Below are 18,514 nucleotides of genomic sequence, written 5' to 3' on the forward strand. Positions count from 1 at the left end.
AATTATTTGACAATTGAGTTTGTACTACTTCCAATGACTCGTTTCAATAAGAAGTCTTTCTAGCAATCTTTTCTCAAATTGGGATATACTTTTAATTTTCTCTATGGTAGTTCTTTTTACTATATCTGTATGAGTCTTATCACGGTAACTTCTATAGAGGTTGCCTCTCAAAATCAACCAAGCATTTGCTAATTCGTTAAACATAGAGGCATATGCAACTAAAATCCGACCTTGCTCATTGCCACTGATGAATTTGAGTGCTCTGGAGAAAAGAAATCTTCCATTTGCAACTTTGGTTAGTCTAACAAATATAGGACAATTAGTGACCTCGAATCCCTCGAATTCATTTTTCAAATCCAAGTTGTCGTTAATATCCTCACAAAACCAGTCTATTCGATCAAGGATACATTTTTCCTTCAGATGTTGGAAATGACAGGCTACGTCCATTGTCCAATCTGAATTATTCATTTCTTCATGAACAACAGAATACTTTAAATAACTTTGAACACATTGGTCAAAATCTTCTCTACCTATCTTTTGATAACTGTTAGAGAAGTTGCAGTCCATACATACGAATGAATTTTCTTGCGTGACAAAACCTAAAACGGTAAATGAATGGCCTGGTGCATTCCGCTGTAAATAATAAGGACGTTCCCATGGAATCCAATACATATTCCCATAAACAGTAACAGGAGAGCCATTACTAACTAATTCCTTTATCTCATCAGATGAGGCGCTCTCAATGTATGTGAGTTTGATTCCATGGAATTGTTCTAAATAAGTGAATCTTTTTTGTCTTTTCCCTAAAGAAAGTTTCTCTCCAATCCGCATCCCATTCATATTTTCATATTCAATTCCCCAAGAATCAAGAAACATCATTTCATGCGAACGTTTCATCCATCTTACAACCGAGCTTACTTCCGCTTCCAGACAGGTCATTTTTTCATCACCGCAAGGGATCACAGTTATCATAAAAGCTCTCCTTCATTTTCTAATTAAGAAATTCAATTATTCCAATGTTTAATATCTTATCCAGCTTTAAATCAAAGTTGAGAGGAGAACAAACTCCCAGAGTAAAAGTACTCCCGTCCGATTTTCAGTAATTATGACATTTCAATAGTTAGCTGCTGGTCTTCTTCTAACTATGATATGAGAGAAAGATAAGTTGACCTTGCAGTGTGAAAAAATAACGATTTTTACATTAGAGCATTTTGCATGAATCCAAAGACTCTTTCAATCAGCAAGGTATAGAATGGAATACTTCTAATCGTCTAGATCTTGTAAGCGGGAGTGATTTTAATCTAATTATGAAAAATAATTATTAAAAATCCTAATTTAGTAATATTTTTTCATAAATATACTAACTACAAGCAAGATTTTCAAGTTTATATTGGAACTGAAAAGGTGGCGGAGATAAAATGTATACAATATGTAAATGGAAGGTATACGTCGGCAAAACCAAGTATACTCACACTGGGGTACTTTCAGAAGGCTACACCGAGCGCAATAACTATCGATATTACGTTAAGGCAGGTATTAGAATGGCGATATAGAGGCTTGCTTCGTGTTCACTCAATCTCAATACTCTGCATGTACTTTTCCCACAACCTGAAACGAATGTATTCAGTTTTCCAGTTCTCAATTGGTTCACGAAAAAAACTATTTGGGGCATCAGCTTGAGGTTCTACGGGTTTCTGAAGATTTAATTTGTTTCGGAGGACCTTTGCGTCCAGAGTTCCAGTGATAGATCGTTTAGGAGGAAACTGAAGGTATTCAATTGCTACGGAAACGTTCAGTGAATACCGCTCCGTTCACCCGGAGCTTTGTTGAAAAGTCTCCTGAAAGGGACAAATCTCGTTTTGAAGGGCACAGCACGGATTCTTTACAAGAGTCCGCAAGCCCAATAATTTCATTTTCTCATAAGTTTTCTTCCATCAATATGCGCACTGTTCGATTCACTTTCCTAGGGAGCTCGACAACAAACCCACTTTATTCGAAGAGCTATCTGGGTGCTTTTCCTAACAAGTATTTATCATGAACAAACACTTGAATTCATCTACGTATGATTTTTCATTGACTCGTGAGACATGCGGATTGCTAGATAACTGTTCTTTGTCAACTTAATTAAAGTGTTTTTACTCATATCTCGCCCCTCTGTTCATTCCATATACACAAAGGCACCCATACACTGAACACATTCAAAAAGATGTGTTTAGTGTATGGGTACCAGATTGAGGGCTTGAAAACTCTTATCTTAAATTACATATGTTTATTTTAACTTAACGTCCAATCAGTACCCATCCCCACTTCATCCGGCGCAAACCCATCGCACAGATCCATGAGATCAGGAGCGCCACAATATAAGATAGTATGATGCCCACGCTGAAGTGCCGAGCCAGTTCATCTGTGAATTCACGTCTCCAGAAGAGCAGTACGAGTGGATGCATTAAAAACACACCGAACGCAACTGTACCCAAGGAGTCCAGAACACGCGTAGCTTTCCGAAACTCGGTATGTTTTCCTGTGCCGATTCGTTCACTAAAGATCAGTAGGAGCAGGCAGGCTGACAAGGTAAACAGATTACGGAACAGGAACAGCACGGTATAAGTAATAACCGGGTATGCAGCAAAAGCGGTTTTGATAAAAGCATTACCATATATAAAAATGGCACCTCCACCTAACAACGCAGCTATGAGCACATAACGGTGAGTATACAGTTTGTTCAATGCCCACTCAAAGTTCAACCCAACCCATGCGCCAAATCCAATCACGATCAGATAACTGGGTAACAAACTTCCTGTCCGTTCGAAGTGAAACTGCAAATGTAGAGCATAGAAGATCGCTTGGCCCGCAATAAAGAATAATGGCAAATACCGATTAAACAAACGGTGGCGTGTAAGGGACAGAAGCCATGGAAAAACGATATAGAATTGAAGAATAATCAAAAAAAAGTACAAGTGCGTATGAGCGGTTCCCATCACTAATTGTTTGGCAAATTGAACACCATGGGTCAAAGGTTCTTTGCCTGCAAGCAGCTGTTTAATGGCAAAGTAGATAAGGGACCACACCAAATAAGGTACAAATACATTAAATAAACGCTTTTTATAAAAAGCGAGCATCCAACCCTTCTCATTCACCTTGGAGCTGTAGTTGTAGAACAAGACCAGGGATGACAGGAACAGAAACGCTGGAACGGCAAATTGCAAAAACGTGTTCCAGAAGTAATACACATCATGATCTAATGTATGCTTGGGGTAATGCGCAACTGCTGTTGAAGTTGCATGAATAGCTACCACTGCCATGATGGCAAAAGCACGATAGAGATCCAGATACTCAATTCGCCGGGGCCGATTAACCGGTTGATTCATAAAGATAACCTCACTTGTGCCTGATATGGGATGATAGTTTCCGGCCGCAATCCAGATTCTATGCTTCATTTTAATCAGCACGCGAGGGTAATACAATCATAATCCATATTATTTTCGTTAAATTACATCATTATTCTGCATTATTCGACATTTTCTATCCAGAATCGTTCAACAACGTTGCCATTGGATTCTACATAGTCTACATCCTTGATGCCACCATTACGAAGGATAACCCTTCTGGAAGGCTCATTAATCGCATCGCATACGACCAATACTTTGGAGATTCCAAGCTCTTTCGTTTTCTCCAAAGACAGCCTGAGAATTTCGGAACCATAGCCACTTTGCCGCTCTCCTGGACGAATACCATATCCAATATGCCCTCCACTGTTGAACAATTTATCGTTAAGCTCATGCCTTATATTCACAGCACCCACGATTTGTTGACTCTCCGTGACCAGCCAGTATGTACTGTCTTTGACCCAGCCCTCCGGGATGTCAATCCCTTGTTCATTACGCTGCAAAAACGCCAACATCTCATCGAACGCATAAGGATCCTTGGAAATGACCCAAGGTACCATCAATTCTCCACTTCTGACCCAGTCTTCATAAAATGCCAAATATGCTTCCTTGTACGATAGTGATGGTTTAATTAATCTCACGTGTTCTTTCCCCATGATCATTACATCCTCCCAACAGATATTGATACTGCCACGTTCTCTCTTCCAGGACACGACGTTCTTGCTCTTCCATCAAACAGTCATAAAAGATAGCTTTCACTGCATACGTTGCGGCATGAACCGCATGGCCTTTCACATGGGCCGTTGCAGCTGCGTGTCCCGCCGCACGAGATGCAGCAGAGGCAGCGACATGATCGGCTTCCCGTGCAGCAGCATGAGCTGCAAAAGCCGCCTTTCGAGCATCAACCATGGTAATCTCTCCACGGATCCAACCTCTTCCTGCATCAATGGCATCACGTGCGCGTAGATCCTCCGTCTTCTTCTCAAATATATACAAGACACGTGCCGCACACTCCGCAGCCCAACAGGCCAATGTATGGTGATCCTGTTGCTTAGCCAAATCCTCTATTTCACTACGTAAAGGTGCATCTTTGAATGCAGGTTTTGCCATAATCATGCTCCTTTCATTGTTCAAATACTACAAATTCACTCTCAGACAAGTTCGAAAAAGGACCTGCGTGTGTGCAGATCCTCTTCAAGTGTACGTCTTCACGCTTATTCTATCATTATACGGACTCTGTCAATGCAGACTTTTGAACATCCCGATCCTTCTTCGCATTCGTGTCTTTGTACGTAAATTGGTAACTCCCAGATCCAAGTGTGACTTCAACATCGTCTCCAATACTGCGAATAACCTGAACTTCACTCACCTGATCCAACGGTTTCCCTTGTTCCAGAACGATTAGTGCACCTGCTCCAGGAAGACGTACCGTACCTCTCGTATTGGCGGGAATATGCACCCGAATCTCCATTTCACCCTCCGCCAGCCAGCGCCAGCTTGAAGCAACTTGACCATACATCGTCTCCAGACTCGCTTCCACCCAATCCAGTCCAGGTCCGGGTTGCGGCTCGATATGCACCATTCGGAATCCTGGCTGATGTTCATCGGACCGAATGCCAGCAACATAACAATACAACCATTCTCCAATCGCTCCGTACGCATAGTGGTTAAATGAGTTCATATCAGCACTCCAGAGACTTCCATCCTCTTTGATCCCATCCCAATGTTCCCAGACGGTCGTTGCGCCTTGAGTCACCTGATATAGCCAGGACGGATAATCCTCTTGAAAAAGTAATGTATATGCCAGGTCGTGAAGACCTGCATCACTCAATACCGGATTTAGATAAGGTGTGCCCACGAAACCTGTAGTAAGATGATTGCCCGCCTCTTTCACGAGTTTTGCCAATTGTCCAACAGCACGAGTTCGAGCAGTGGCGTCCAGCAGGTCAAATTGAAGCGCAAGAACATGCGCTGTTTGCGTTGGAACAGCAATTTTCCCAGCTGGAGTCACGAATTCATTTCTAAACGCATGAACAATGTTAGTGTGCAACTCCTTGAAATATTCAGCATCATCTGTTTTTCCAAGTACCTCAGCTGCTTTTTGAGTTAACGACACCGAATAGGCATAGAATGCTGTTGCCACATAATCCGTGTCCGTTGCGCCAACATAACTATCAGGCTTGGAGTCCAGTCCCAGCCAATCGCCAAAGTGGAATCCCGTGTTCCACAGGTACGGATTGTCACCCTGCACGTGAATGTATTCAACCCACCGCTTCATACTCTCATATTGTTCGTCCAATAACCTGACATCCCCATACATCTCATAGATGGTCCAAGGACAGATGACTGCAGCATCCCCCCAAGCGGCGGAGGAATGACTGGTGTCTCCCCACCCTTCTGAGGTGGAACTTCTCAGATCCGGAACAAAGAATGGAATACCGCCATCTTCTCCCTGATCCGCTTCCAGATCCCGCAGCCATTTGGTGAAGAAGGGAGCCGTATTCATCAGGTAGGAGGACGTGCGGACAAACATCTGTGCATCCCCGGTCCATCCGAGCCGTTCATCCCTCTGTGGACAGTCTGTCGGCACATCCAGGAAATTCCCCTTTTGCCCCCACAATATATTGTGATGCAGTTGGTTCACCAGTGGACTGGAGCACGAGAACTGACCTGTTTGCTCCAGATTTGAGTGCAGTACGATTCCGGTGAATTCATCCAGACAAACGTGTTCCGGGAAGCCAACCAGCTTCACATAGCGAAACCCTTGGAACGTAAAATGAGGCTCAAATGTTTCCACGCCATCCCCCTTGCACGTGTAGCGAATACACTGCTTGGCGGCACGAAGATTATCGGTGTAGAAGTTGCCTTGATGATCCAATATCTCAGCATGGTGCAGCTCAACCGTCTGACCCGCCTCACCTTGAATGCTGAATCTCACCCATCCCACCATATTCTGCCCCATATCTATTACACGATCTCCCTGTCGGGTTGTTAACAAAGCGATTGGCTGTAGCTGTTCTACTTGGGTGACGGGTACATTCTCCTGCGCAACTATGATATCTTTGGGATGCTCCAATACGTTCACGGGTGACCAATTCATCTGAGATGAATCCGACCAATCGGACTCCATTCGTGCATCATACGTCTCCCCCATATAGATGTCCGACATACGAATGGCACTTGGAGCAGCCGTCCAATCCCCGTTGGATAAAATACATTCCTCTGATCCATCTGCGTATTTCATATGCAATTCCAGCAGCAATGCGGAAGTCGAACCAAATATCTCCCGTTCTTTGTTCCAGCCGAGATACCCTCGGTACCAGCCATCACCCAGATAAGCGCCTAATATGTTCTGCCCATCCTGAAGTAGATGAGTTACATCATAGGTTTGATATTGTAATCGCTTACGATAAGAGGTCCAACCAGGTGTAAAATAATCTTCTCCTACTCTTGTGTTGTTCATATGCAACTCGTATAATCCAAGTGCTGTCACATATATTCTGGCAGAAGTAACAGGTTGTTTCACATTAAACTGCTTGCGCATACGCGGGCATGACGTATCTCCATCATCTGATGGTTGAGCTGTGATCCATTCTGCTTGCCACTTGTTATGACTATCCATAAGTCCCATCTCGAAATAAGCCGTTTCGGACCAGCCCGAATCACTTCCTGCATCATCCCATGCCTGAATTCGGTAGTAGTAACGCGTTTGCGGGGAAGGCTGAAACTGGTCTAACTCCACATGTATGGATTGATCCGTGCTTATTTTGCCAGAATCCCATTCAATCTCATCAAAATCTTCTGACAGGGACAGCTGGATCTGGTATGCGGATTGCATGCAGTTTCGACGATCAGACTGTAACTGCCAGCTTAATCTCGGTGATTTGACATCAAGGCCTATCGGGTTAATTCTATACTCACAGCGAAGGTGACTAACGTTGAACATTAGCAGATCGTCCTTTCCATCTTGGCTTCCCATTCGGGGTTACGATATAATTATATCGATCCTGCTGCTCTAAATACCCGGTAATCAGGACTATTTCATCCGGTGATTCAGCCATCTGTGCGAGGAGGTTGCTTGTGAATTCATCTGTACAACTCATGAAAAGTGAATACTTTCTGCATAATCATCTGCAACTTTTTGTCAATCGTTGCTCTGAAGATTTTGTGCTTCCTTTTCACGCACATGATTTTATTGAATATAGCTACGTTGCCGAAGGAAAGGGCTTTCATCATATCGGTGAAGATGTCATTCCGGTGACAAAGGGGATGCTGTTTGTCATTCCTGTCGGCGTTCCTCATGTCTTTCGTCCTGTCAGCACCAACGTAACCGAGCATCCGTTAATTATATATAATTGCTTATTTAATGCTGAATTGATCCACACGCTGACAGCAATCATTCAGGAAAAAGAAATCATTCAACATCTGATGGATCTGGAACAAAATCAGGTTCCTTATATATCCGTTGTGGATCACAACGATCGGATTGAAGAACTAATGGTGAAGCTATATCGTGAATCCTCTGTTCAGGGGATCGGTTCGTCTACCATGTTATACACCTTGGTAAGCCAGTTGGTATTGATGACCTACAGACAACTTTATCAAAAGGATTATGATGAAGAGCATCACTCCACCGGTTTTGATTACATCCTTCACTATATCAAGGAACACGTAAGCAATCGTATTCGAATGTCTGATCTGGTACATGTATCGGGCTGGAGTGAAAAGCAAATTGGGCGAATGTTTCTGAGACATACCGGACAGACCTTTAGCGGCCACCTTCAACACCTCCGTATACAAAAAAGCTGCGAACTTCTAAAGAGTTCACAGCACAAAGTCAGCCTGATTGCAGAGCTGGTTGGATATCGGGATATGGATTCATTCTATGCTGCATTCAAAAAAATAACAGGCGAAACACCTCTCGCCTATCGCAAAAAATCCAGAGCATAGCACTCTGGACAATAAGATTTACTTTCAGACACCAACAACTTGTAACACTTCATCTATGTATGCCTTGGCCTCTTTCCATGAAGACATCAACGGAAAGTTGTATCGCTCACGCTCCTGTATATTCCACGGATGTGGAATACAGATGACCTTTTTGCCGTCTTCATGCGCGGGGATCAGGTTATGTGCTCCATCATCAATGAGCAGATCGAAACCGAGCAAGTTTTTTCTTTTGCATGTAATAAACTGTTCTGCGGTTATAAAAGGCATATGTTGCTGAAGCCAGTTCCACTTCTCAACGACTGTTCTTGGTTCTGCTGCCGTCACAACAATAACATCATAAGCATCGTTCAGCTTTCGCATCTCATCTACAACATATTCGTCGTATAACTCCAATTCCTCGAACAGACCCGGCCGACCATAAAATACATCATGCGTGCTCTCTGGATGACGCAAATGGGATGTATCCCAATGAATCATATCCTCGTAGCGCAACGGATGGGTCGGGAAGTTGAGGTTGTTGTGATATATAGCCCGCTTGACCAGATGACATATCGTGTCATCCATATCTACAGCAATAATAGGCTTCTTCATGGTTATCCCTCCCCCAATACGAACACAGTATACCATCCAGAATGTTATGTAGTCATCTTTTTTACCTTGAAATGCCAATAACGTTGATGAGAATTCTACCTGATTATATTAAAAAGGCGCCCCGGCGCCGTAATACCAGCTACGCCCGGGGTGCCTATATAGATTAATCTATTCCAAGTTCTCGCCATTCGAGGAAATGACTTTTTGGTACCAGCCAAAGCTCTTTTTCTTATACCGATTCAGTGTGCCTTGTCCGTTGTCATCCTGATCCACGTAGATCACGCCATAACGCTTGGACATTTCCGAAGTGGATGCACTGATGATATCAATCGCTCCCCAGTTGGTATATCCCATCAGGTCCACTCCATCCATAACGGCTTCTTTCATTTGTGTAATATGTTTTCTCAGATAATCAATCCGGTAATCATCGTTGATGGAACCGTCTGCTTCAACCGTATCTTTGGCACCAAGGCCGTTCTCTACCACAAACAATGGCAGTTGATAACGGTCATACAGCTCTTTCAGTGCAACGCGCAGGCCGATCGGATCAAGCTGCCAGCCCCACTCTGTACGCTCCAGATTCGGGTTCTTAATTGTACTGTACAGGTTACCTCCAGTTACTCCATATTCCTCCGGGTTCACTGCGGACACCAAGGATGTGTAATAACTGAACGAGATGAAATCAACCGTGTGGTCACGCAGGATCTGCTCATCTCCCGGTTCCATGGCAATCGTAATCCCGTTCTCTGCCCAATACCGAGCCATAAACGTTGGATAACTACCACGAACTTGTACATCCGTATGCAGCAGGTTCAGCTGATTATCGATCTGAGCTTGCAGCACATCCTCTGGCTTCGATGTCGCCGGGTAATGAATCATACGCGCAAGCATACATCCGATCTGGAAGTTCGGGTTAATCTGACGTGCTTTCTCTGTCACCAGGCTGCTGGCTACAAATTGATGATGAAGTGCCTGATAAGAAGCCTGCATCGTGTTCTCAACCCGGTCTTCAATAATACCGCCACCTGTGAACGGTTCAATTATGGTTGTGTTAATCTCATTAAACGTCAACCAGTATTTGACTTTGTCCTTGTATCGGGTCATCACGGTTTCCGCATATCTTACAAAATGTCCAATCACTTCGCGGCCAGCCCAGCCATTATATTTCAGAACAAGTGCCATAGGCATCTCGTAATGCGAGAGGGTTACCAGTGGTTCGATATCGTATTTCCGGAGTTCATCGAACACTTCGTCATAGAAACGCAGTCCCTCTTCATTTGGCTCGGCATCATAACCATTTGGGAAAATACGCGGCCAGTTGATGGACAGACGGAATGTCTTGAAGCCCAGCTCTGCGAACAGCGCAATATCTTCTTTGAAACGATGGTAAAAATCAATCCCGTAACGCTTCGGATAACCTTCTGCACTGTGATGTGCCATTGCTTTCTCAACCGTTGCACTGGTAACATGCATCAGTTCTCTAAGGTTGGTGTAGTCCTTTTTCTCAAAATAAGGAACCATGTCGGCTGTCGACCATCCTTTGCCACCAGCATCGAATCCACCTTCGGCCTGGTTAGCGGCAATAGCGCCGCCCCATAGAAAACCTTCCGGAAACCCTTGTCGATTAATCATTCGTATCTCTCCTTCTTTAGTTGATATTGTTAGTCCTAAGACGGACAGTTTAAATCTCAGCTTTCAAGACGTCTTCACCCATCGTGATTTCGCCCAATTTCACAGGTAGAACCTGCTTGTAATCAGCCGTATTGGTAACAACCATAGCGGTTGTGATGTCGTATTCTTTTGTAATCTCGGTCAGTTCAAACGTGAGTAATTTGTCTCCAGCCTGTACACGTGCTCCTGTAGCAACATGTGCATCAAAATACTGTCCACGCAGCTTCACCGTGTTAATTCCAACATGAATCAGCAATTCCATTCCGTTATCACTGCGGACAACGATCGCATGTTTTGTTTTGAACACATTCATGATGGTACCTGTCACTGGAGATACCAATTCGCCCACCGTTGGAACAAATGCCACACCTTTACCCATCAATTCATCACCAAATGTTGGATCGTTGACTTCTTTGAGCGGGATGGATTTACCTGTCATGGGTGCAACAGCTACTGCATCACTCGTTGGTGTTGGATCACCCATGTCGTCTACATTTACGGTTGCAGCGTCATTGGAAGTTACTTTCGCTGGAGCTGTAGAAGCACCCGGTGAGAATTGAGCTAACGCCTCTGCGTCTCCCTCTTCTTCCTTGATACCAAATATCGTAGACATGATTGCACCCACAATAAAGGCCAAAATCATACCCCCAAAGGAATACCAGAAGGTTTGTCCGATCAGGGAAGGAAGTCCTGGCAGACCACCGTTACCCGCAAGTACATACGCTTTCGCGCCAAAAGCAAGGGCGAATCCGCCACCCACTGCACTACCAATCATCGCTGCGGCAAATGGTTTTTTATACTTCATGTTAACCCCGTACATAGCTGGCTCCGTTACACCCATGAGTGCGGTGAAACTCGTTGACAATGCCACGGTTTTGAGTTTTTTATCTTTTGCCCGGAAGAATACGCCGAGTGTTGCACCAGCCTGACCCATATTGGAGATAAAGGTTAATGGTAAGAATTTATCAAAGCCCAGTGTAGCGATATTACTCAGGATGATCGGCACAAGTGCATAGTGCATTCCTGTCATAATAATGAGCGCCATCGCGCCGCCAAGAACAATACCTGCAATCAATCCGCCTTCATTCAGCAGCCAGTTGATGCCGCCAGACAATCCACTACCTACAAATGTACCCAATGGGCCGATCGCAATCAGCGTTACCGGCACCATAACAAGTAAGGTAATCAGCGGCACAAGCAGCAGCTTGAGTGCAGCAGGGATAACGCGGTCAACCCATTTCTCAACATAGGACATCAACCATACTGCAAGAAGAATCGGGATAACCGATGAAGCATAACTTACTGCTGTAACCGGGATTCCCAAAAATCCAACCGATTCACCGCTAGATAACAATGCTGTCATGTCTGGATACATGAGTGCAGTACCTAGTGCAATCGCAACAAACGGGTTACTGCCGAATTTACGAGCAGCGCTAACTGCAATCAGTAAAGGCAGGTAGTGGAATACGCCGTCACCGATGGCTGAAAGAATACGATACGTATCCGTTCCGGCAGACATCCAACCTACGGACACGAATAGTGCAAGTAATCCCTTGAGCATACCTGCCGCAGTAATCGCTGGAAGCATCGGCGCAAAGACACCTGCAATTGTTTCGAAAATTTTCAGCACGACATTTTGTTTTTTATCCGACTTTGGTTCTTTATTTTCTGTAGTTTGCTGGATTGCCGGATTTTCCTTCACCATGGCATCGAACACTTTTGCCACATCATTACCGATAATGACTTGGAATTGGTCGCCGGAAATATTCGTTCCCATGACCTTATCCAGTTTCTTGAGTGAGCCGTTATCAACTTTCTCGTTGTCTTTCAGATCAAAGCGCAAACGTGTGACGCAGTGATAAACGGAGTTAATATTGTTTGTTCCCCCAACGGCTTTAATGATTTCCTGCGCCGTTTCCTGATGTTTCATGATGTTTTCCTCCTCATTTTTCCAATAAAAAATACCCGAACGAATCTAGCGCATATGGATGGCGCCATCTCATTCGGGTATTGCCTGATTGAACAGTAACAAGCCCATAGGATATCCAGTTGTAATTTGATTCTATTGCGTGGACTTTTCGTCCCGCTTGGTTTTCATCAAACGTTCCAGATGGAGCGTTAGATATAACTGCTCAGAGTGAGTCATGTCATACTGATAGTTCTTATGGATAAAAGTCTCGATCTTGCCAATACATTTGAATGTCTCCGGATAGTTTTTCCGAACCACTTCATATAAATACTCCTCAGCATCATCATGTGAAGAATGGGTAATGACACGCTGACAGAAATATTTCAAATGGGTGATGAAGCGGAAATAATTGACGCTATCTTCATCCAATTCGACGTTGAAGTGATATTTGATGATATTCATGATCTCCTGCAACAGCTGCATCAGATGGGTGACATCGTTCATGGAATCATTGACTTCCGCATTGATGAAATGCAAGGCAATATTACAGATTTCATCTTTGGGAAACTCAATATCCAGTCTTTCCTTCAGCAAGGTCAGTGCTTCTCTGGCCACATCGTACTCCGCCTTATAGAAGTGCTGAACTTCCCAAGAAAGTGGATTACGAGTAATCATTCCTTTTTCCAAGCGTTGAACAGCAAAGTGAATGTGATCAGACAGCGAGACATAGATCCCGTCACTGATGGTTTTGTTCAATTGCGTTCGTGCCAGTGTCACAATATCATCTGTTGCCTGCAGAATCTCAATCGGCACTTCAGCTACGATGGATTTGAATTTCTCATAAATCGATGCATCCTGAAGACGAAATACCTTCTCAATCCGCTCTTCATCAATCTCATCGCCTGCTTTGAACTTAAATCCGATTCCCCGGCCGAGGATCAGTAGTTCCTGATTTTTGTCATCCACGGTACTGACAATATTGTTATTAAATATCTGTTTAATAATCATTATGGACCCACCTGGTTTTTTTTGAGGAATAAAAAAGGGCAAAACCAAAACAGAAATAATAAAATCATTTCCATAGTGGTTTTGCCCGCATTACCGGTAACAAGCCTCGGATATAATTTATCATAACCTGAAAACGGTGTCAACCCAAAAATAATACCGCTCTATTCCACTTTTTTAGATCATATGAAACATTTACCTTTTATGTTATGTTATGTTGAAATGCGATATACCCTTTGATATCTAATAATATGACCCAAACTAATCAGGAGGATTCACTTTGAAAAAAATCACTTCATTTACCGCCGTCATTGCTGCCATCTCGCTATTGTTATCAGCGCCGCCCACCTTGGCCGCAAAATCCAATGAACTCTCGTTAATAGAGAATTACATGTCCGCTGACCAGCTGGATCGGAAGACACAACAACTTTTGAGTGATGAACTAGTTAAACTCGTGGGGAAACAGAACATTCAATTCATCAAAATAGACACATCATTTGATCCGTGGGTCATTAACGGAACTATAGATGGAACTGGATTTGCAGATTTCACACAAAGATACGATCCTGATACAAATCATGTCGCGTCCACCCTTATCATGTATGATACCGCTGATCTCAATAAAGTCATGGATAATGCGCTGCTCCTGAAGCTTGATGCCTTCTTAAAAACATTTGAGGATGAAGATATCTTCATTAAAAGTGGTTTTTGGCGTTTCAAAGCCAATGATCAGGACCATGGACATTTACTCCAAAACTACTGGGTCATCTTTGGACCAAGTCAACAACTTTACATCGATGTGGACAAAGATAATCAAATGTCGGCAATTCTGCAATATAAAACCGAAGATTCCTATGCCTGGATGACAAACATAGCACGAAATTCACTCAAAACACTTGGAATACCCTCAGTAAAAGCTTTTGATTACACCTTATTTACCGTAGAAGGAAAAGATATGTTATGGCAGTATAGGGATGACGACAATCTAAATTACGTACATATCGGCAGCAAGACCGGAAAGGTATGGAAAGTCACCAACGAATTAGGTATCAACTGGAAAAATGATGTTGATTTCAAAAAGTCTTTTGCCAAGCCCAAGCTCAGCAAAAACAAAGCACTATCTATCGCTGTACCTACAGTCAGATCTATATTTGGTATTGAGCTAAAAGGTTATTCCGTTCGTATCCAAGAGAACGAGTACACCTTCACGAAAAAAGGAGCCACAACGCTTATCGGTAAAATCAATACAAAAGGCGCATTTTATTCGTTTGAAGCCATTCCTTCAAAAGGGGTAAGAAACTAACTTACATAATAAGAAACAGGCGGCTTGAAGCGCCGATTTAAAATTGCATAAGAAATACTCCGCTTTATGACGACAGTAGATTTAATCTTGTCATCATAAAAGCGGAGCCGGTATCATCAATCTACGCTTGACGTGCTTATTAGGCAGCCCTTCTTTCGAAGGGCCTTTCATCATTGCTGGAACGTCACATTAATCTGTACAATCTCCGAACGACTGCTAGTACGAATTGGTGGTCCCCAGAAGCCAAATCCTGAGGTTACGATGGAGTGCATAGAGCCCTTTTGCAGATAACCCCAATCGTTCTCATAAATGGCCTGTGTGATGAACTGAGCCGGTGCAATCTGACCACGATGGGTGTGACCAGATACGACCAGATCTACATTATTCTGCTCCGCAATATCCAGATCATACGGCTGGTGATCCATCATAAGTACCGGTTGGTTCAAGTCAGTACCTTGCATTAACGTAGCTACTTCTGCCCGATCCTTCTCTGTTCGGTCTTTCCGACCAATGAGGGTGATCTTGTCATTCAGCACGATCTTGTCATCGTACAAAACTTGCATATTGCTCTTCTCCAGCGCAGCAATCAGATCTTCAATCGGACCATCGAACTTATCGTGATTCCCGAGTGAAGCATAGACGCCGTATGGAGCCTGAATGTCACTGATAATATCGGCAATTCCGCTATTGAGGTACATATCCAGATTGTCATCAATAATATCTCCAGGATACAGCACCAGATCCGGCTTCAGTGCATTAATTTCCTCCACCATGCGTTTGGCATGTGCAGGGCCAGATAGAAGTCCGAAGTGCATATCGGCAGCCATGACAATGTTGAGCTTGTCTACACCTTCTACTTTTTTATCAATCTGGATATTATATGTTCTCACTACAGGGCTGTAAGCGTTGAAAATTCCGTAACCCAATGTGGACACTAACAGCACCAGCGTAACAACTCCCGCCCATTTCTGTGTGTGATGTCTTGGAATACGGGTTAATCTCAGCAACCACATCGTGAGGTGGACGACGGGCAGGATCAACAATAACAACGAGAAGATTGCCAGCCAGTAAGAACCGATGATACCAAGGAACGAAATGCTTCCAAATACCCGTGCCAAAATGAAGGAAACGGCAAGGAATACAAGCGCTATAATATAAAACCATCGAAATCTGGCGGACACAACTGGTTTCATCCAACTCCAACCGCTCCAACCTATGTAGAACACTAATAAACCGTATACGACCAAAAACAATATACCCGCTAATACAAACATGCCCGGTCTAACCTCCACGTCAATAAGTTGTATTCTGAATTTTCATTACGGACACAGGTCCGTCTGAACAAGTATAACGTAGTTGAAGGGTCAGATCATCTGTTTGCCAAACCCAGATTCGTACATTTTATTACAATTTGATGATATTCAAATTCGAACCATTAACGAGAAAAAGCATTCCCGCTGCCGCCCTGAATAATTAAATTCAAGGACAACTGCAGGAATGCTATATTTTCGAAATTAAAATTACTCGTTAGTGTCCATCCACTGGAAGTGGAATGAACCTTCTTTGTCAACACGTTTGAATGTGTGAGCACCGAAGTAGTCACGTTGAGCTTGCAGCAAGTTTGCTGGCAAACGCTCTGTACGGTAGCTGTCGTAGTAAGACAGTGCGCTGGAGAATCCAGGTACTGGAATACCTTGTTTTACAGCAGCCGCTATAACTTCACGCCATGCACCTTGATAAGATTCAACGATGTTTTGGAAGTAAGGATCCAAGAGCAGGTTTTTGAGTTCTGCATCTTTGTCATATGCTTCTTTAATGTTTTGCAAGAACTGCGAACGGATGATGCAACCACCACGGAAGATCATGGCAATGTTACCGTATTTCAGATCCCAGCCGTATTCATCGGAAGCTGCACGCATTTGTGCAAATCCTTGTGCATAGGATACGATTTTACTTGCAAACAATGCTTTACGCACGTTCTCGATGAACGCTTTTTTGTCGCCGGAGAACGCTTCAGTCGCTGGTCCATTCAGGATTTTGCTAGCTGCTACACGCTCGTCCTTCATCGCAGAGAGGAAACGGGAGAATACGGATTCCGTAATCATGGACAATGGAACGCCGAGATCCAGCGCACTTTGGCTTGTCCATTTACCTGTTCCTTTTTGTCCAGCCGCGTCCAGAATAACGTCAACCATTGGTTTGCCTGTTTCTGGATCGTATTTGGAGAAAATATCTGCCGTAATTTCGATCAGGTAGCTATCCAGCTCCCCTTGATTCCACTCGGTGAAGATCTCATGCAACTCTTCAACGGAAACGTTCAATACGGATTTGAGCAAGTGATAAGCCTCACCAATCAACTGCATATCTCCGTACTCGATACCGTTATGCACCATTTTCACATAGTGTCCGGCACCGTCTGGTCCGATATATGTGCTGCAAGCGTCATCGCCAACTTTGGCAGAGATCGCTGTAAGGATCGGTTCTACCAACTGATAAGCACTTTCCTGACCGCCGGGCATGATTGCCGGGCCTTTCAGTGCGCCTTCTTCACCACCGGATACACCTGCTCCGATGAAGCGGAAACCTTTTTCTTCCAGTTCTTTACTGCGACGTTGTGTGTCAGGGAAGTAAGCATTACCTCCATCGATAATAATGTCGCCTTGATCCAGATGAGGAAGCAGTTGCTCGATCGTTGCATCTGTTGCTTTACCTGCTTGCACCATGATCAGAATTTTACGCGGAGACTCCAGGGATTCCACGAATTCTTCAATAGTGAACGCACCTGTCAGGTTTTTACCTTCTGCTTCTTTCAGAAGATCGTTCGTTTTCTCCGGGGAACGGTTAAATACCGATACCGAGAAACCTTTGCTTTCAATATTCAAAGCCAGGTTTTTACCCATTACTGCCAATCCAATAACACCAATCTGTTGTTTACTCATTATGTCCTCCCAATGCTCCATGATTTATATAGTTTTATTGTAAGTTGAAACGAATATATGTTCAGTGATTATTGTACTGTTTTTTTCCAGTCAGCTGCAAATTTGTCCATACCTTGATCTGTCAGTGGGTGTTTGGAGATTTGTTCAATGACGGAGAATGGAACAGTAGCAATATGCGCTCCCGCCATTGCTACACGTGTAACGTGATCGGGATGTCTTACAGAAGCCGCAATAATCTGTGCATCCAGGTTATGTGTACGGAACAATTCAGCAATTTTGGTAACCAATTGTACGCCATCCTCGGAGATATCATCAAGACGTCCCAGGAATGGGGATACATATGTCGCACCAGCACGAGCAGCCAGAAGCGCCTGGTTCACAGTGAAGATCAACGTTACGTTGGTTTTCACGCCTTTTTTGGTCAAGTAACGGCAAGCTTCAAGTCCTGCAAGTGTCATTGGCAATTTGATCGTGATGTTTTTGTCACTGTTGTTAATTTTGATCAATTCGTCTGCTTGTGCGATCATTTCTTCAGCAGTAAGGGCATCTGGTGTCACTTCCGCAGAAACGGACTCCACTTCAGGTACCAAACGCAAGATTTCTTCAATACGATCTTCGAATTTCACGCCCTCTTTGGCTACCAAAGATGGGTTTGTTGTTACGCCAGACAATACGCCGATTTTGTATGCTTTTTGGATATCTTCCACGTTAGCTGTATCGATAAAAAATTTCATGATTAAATTACCTCCAGATATATTTT

Annotated in this window: 14 protein-coding genes; 2 read left to right on the forward strand and 12 right to left on the reverse strand. The window is 43.7% G+C overall.

The window, feature by feature from the left end; genetic code table 11:
• Nucleotides 1-24 precede the first annotated feature (24 nt).
• The 5 genes from C161_RS22255 to C161_RS22275 form a co-directional block, all read right to left on the reverse strand.
• Nucleotides 25-972: a C39 family peptidase gene (locus tag C161_RS22255; RefSeq protein WP_036672831.1), complete on the reverse strand. Its 948-nt coding sequence runs from the start codon at nt 970-972 to the stop codon at nt 25-27.
• 1,307 nt (nt 973-2,279) lie between these two features.
• Nucleotides 2,280-3,437 carry an acyltransferase gene (locus tag C161_RS22260; RefSeq protein WP_156946150.1) on the reverse strand — a complete coding sequence of 386 codons (1,158 nt, stop codon included), beginning with the start codon at nt 3,435-3,437 and terminating at the stop codon, nt 2,280-2,282.
• Nucleotides 3,438-3,508: 71 nt separating this feature from the next.
• Nucleotides 3,509-4,048, reverse strand: coding sequence for a GNAT family N-acetyltransferase (locus C161_RS22265; RefSeq protein ID WP_036672834.1), 540 nt, complete (start codon nt 4,046-4,048; stop codon nt 3,509-3,511).
• Nucleotides 4,014-4,496 carry a putative immunity protein gene (locus tag C161_RS22270; RefSeq protein ID WP_051449881.1) on the reverse strand — a complete coding sequence of 161 codons (483 nt, stop codon included), beginning with the start codon at nt 4,494-4,496 and terminating at the stop codon, nt 4,014-4,016. The genes C161_RS22265 and C161_RS22270 overlap by 35 nt, the downstream gene beginning before the upstream one ends.
• A 115-nt stretch (nt 4,497-4,611) precedes the next feature.
• Nucleotides 4,612-7,332 carry an alpha-L-rhamnosidase gene (locus tag C161_RS22275; protein WP_036672836.1) on the reverse strand — a complete coding sequence of 907 codons (2,721 nt, stop codon included), beginning with the start codon at nt 7,330-7,332 and terminating at the stop codon, nt 4,612-4,614.
• A 134-nt stretch (nt 7,333-7,466) separates the two neighbouring features.
• Between C161_RS22275 and C161_RS22280 the strand changes: the two genes are divergently transcribed.
• Nucleotides 7,467-8,336: an AraC family transcriptional regulator gene (locus C161_RS22280; RefSeq protein WP_051449882.1), complete on the forward strand. Its 870-nt coding sequence runs from the start codon at nt 7,467-7,469 to the stop codon at nt 8,334-8,336.
• 24 nt (nt 8,337-8,360) lie between these two features.
• Here C161_RS22280 and C161_RS22285 read toward each other — a convergent pair whose 3' ends face one another.
• The 4 genes from C161_RS22285 to licT form a co-directional block, all read right to left on the reverse strand.
• The gene (locus C161_RS22285; protein WP_036613472.1) at nt 8,361-8,927 is read right to left on the reverse strand and encodes a 5' nucleotidase, NT5C type; all 567 of its coding nucleotides are present in this window, start codon (nt 8,925-8,927) and stop codon (nt 8,361-8,363) included.
• A gap of 168 nt (nt 8,928-9,095) precedes the next feature.
• The gene (locus C161_RS22290; RefSeq protein WP_036672837.1) at nt 9,096-10,559 is read right to left on the reverse strand and encodes a glycoside hydrolase family 1 protein; all 1,464 of its coding nucleotides are present in this window, start codon (nt 10,557-10,559) and stop codon (nt 9,096-9,098) included.
• Between the two features lie 49 nt (nt 10,560-10,608).
• Nucleotides 10,609-12,528 (reverse strand): beta-glucoside-specific PTS transporter subunit IIABC, encoded by a 1,920-nt coding sequence (locus C161_RS22295; RefSeq protein ID WP_036672838.1) that lies wholly within the window; start codon nt 12,526-12,528, stop codon nt 10,609-10,611.
• A gap of 132 nt (nt 12,529-12,660) precedes the next feature.
• Entirely contained in the window at nt 12,661-13,515 is an 855-nt protein-coding gene (gene licT / locus C161_RS22300; protein WP_036613466.1) for a BglG family transcription antiterminator LicT, read from the reverse strand.
• Between the two features lie 277 nt (nt 13,516-13,792).
• Here licT and C161_RS22305 point away from each other — a divergent pair, with 277 nt between their 5' ends.
• Complete coding sequence (locus C161_RS22305) at nt 13,793-14,815, forward strand: hypothetical protein (RefSeq protein ID WP_036672839.1); 1,023 nt, start codon at nt 13,793-13,795, stop codon at nt 14,813-14,815.
• A gap of 170 nt (nt 14,816-14,985) precedes the next feature.
• Here C161_RS22305 and C161_RS22310 read toward each other — a convergent pair whose 3' ends face one another.
• The 3 genes from C161_RS22310 to fsa form a co-directional block, all read right to left on the reverse strand.
• Complete coding sequence (locus tag C161_RS22310) at nt 14,986-16,089, reverse strand: metallophosphoesterase (RefSeq protein ID WP_036672840.1); 1,104 nt, start codon at nt 16,087-16,089, stop codon at nt 14,986-14,988.
• Between the two features lie 246 nt (nt 16,090-16,335).
• Entirely contained in the window at nt 16,336-17,754 is a 1,419-nt protein-coding gene (gndA, locus tag C161_RS22315) for an NADP-dependent phosphogluconate dehydrogenase (RefSeq protein WP_036672842.1), read from the reverse strand.
• 68 nt (nt 17,755-17,822) lie between these two features.
• The gene (fsa, locus tag C161_RS22320; RefSeq protein ID WP_036613461.1) at nt 17,823-18,488 is read right to left on the reverse strand and encodes a fructose-6-phosphate aldolase; all 666 of its coding nucleotides are present in this window, start codon (nt 18,486-18,488) and stop codon (nt 17,823-17,825) included.
• Between the last annotated feature and the right edge of the window lie 26 nt (nt 18,489-18,514).

Origin of the sequence: Paenibacillus sp. FSL R5-192 (assembly GCF_000517845.1) — a bacterium.
Lineage (GTDB): Bacteria > Bacillota > Bacilli > Paenibacillales > Paenibacillaceae > Paenibacillus > Paenibacillus amylolyticus.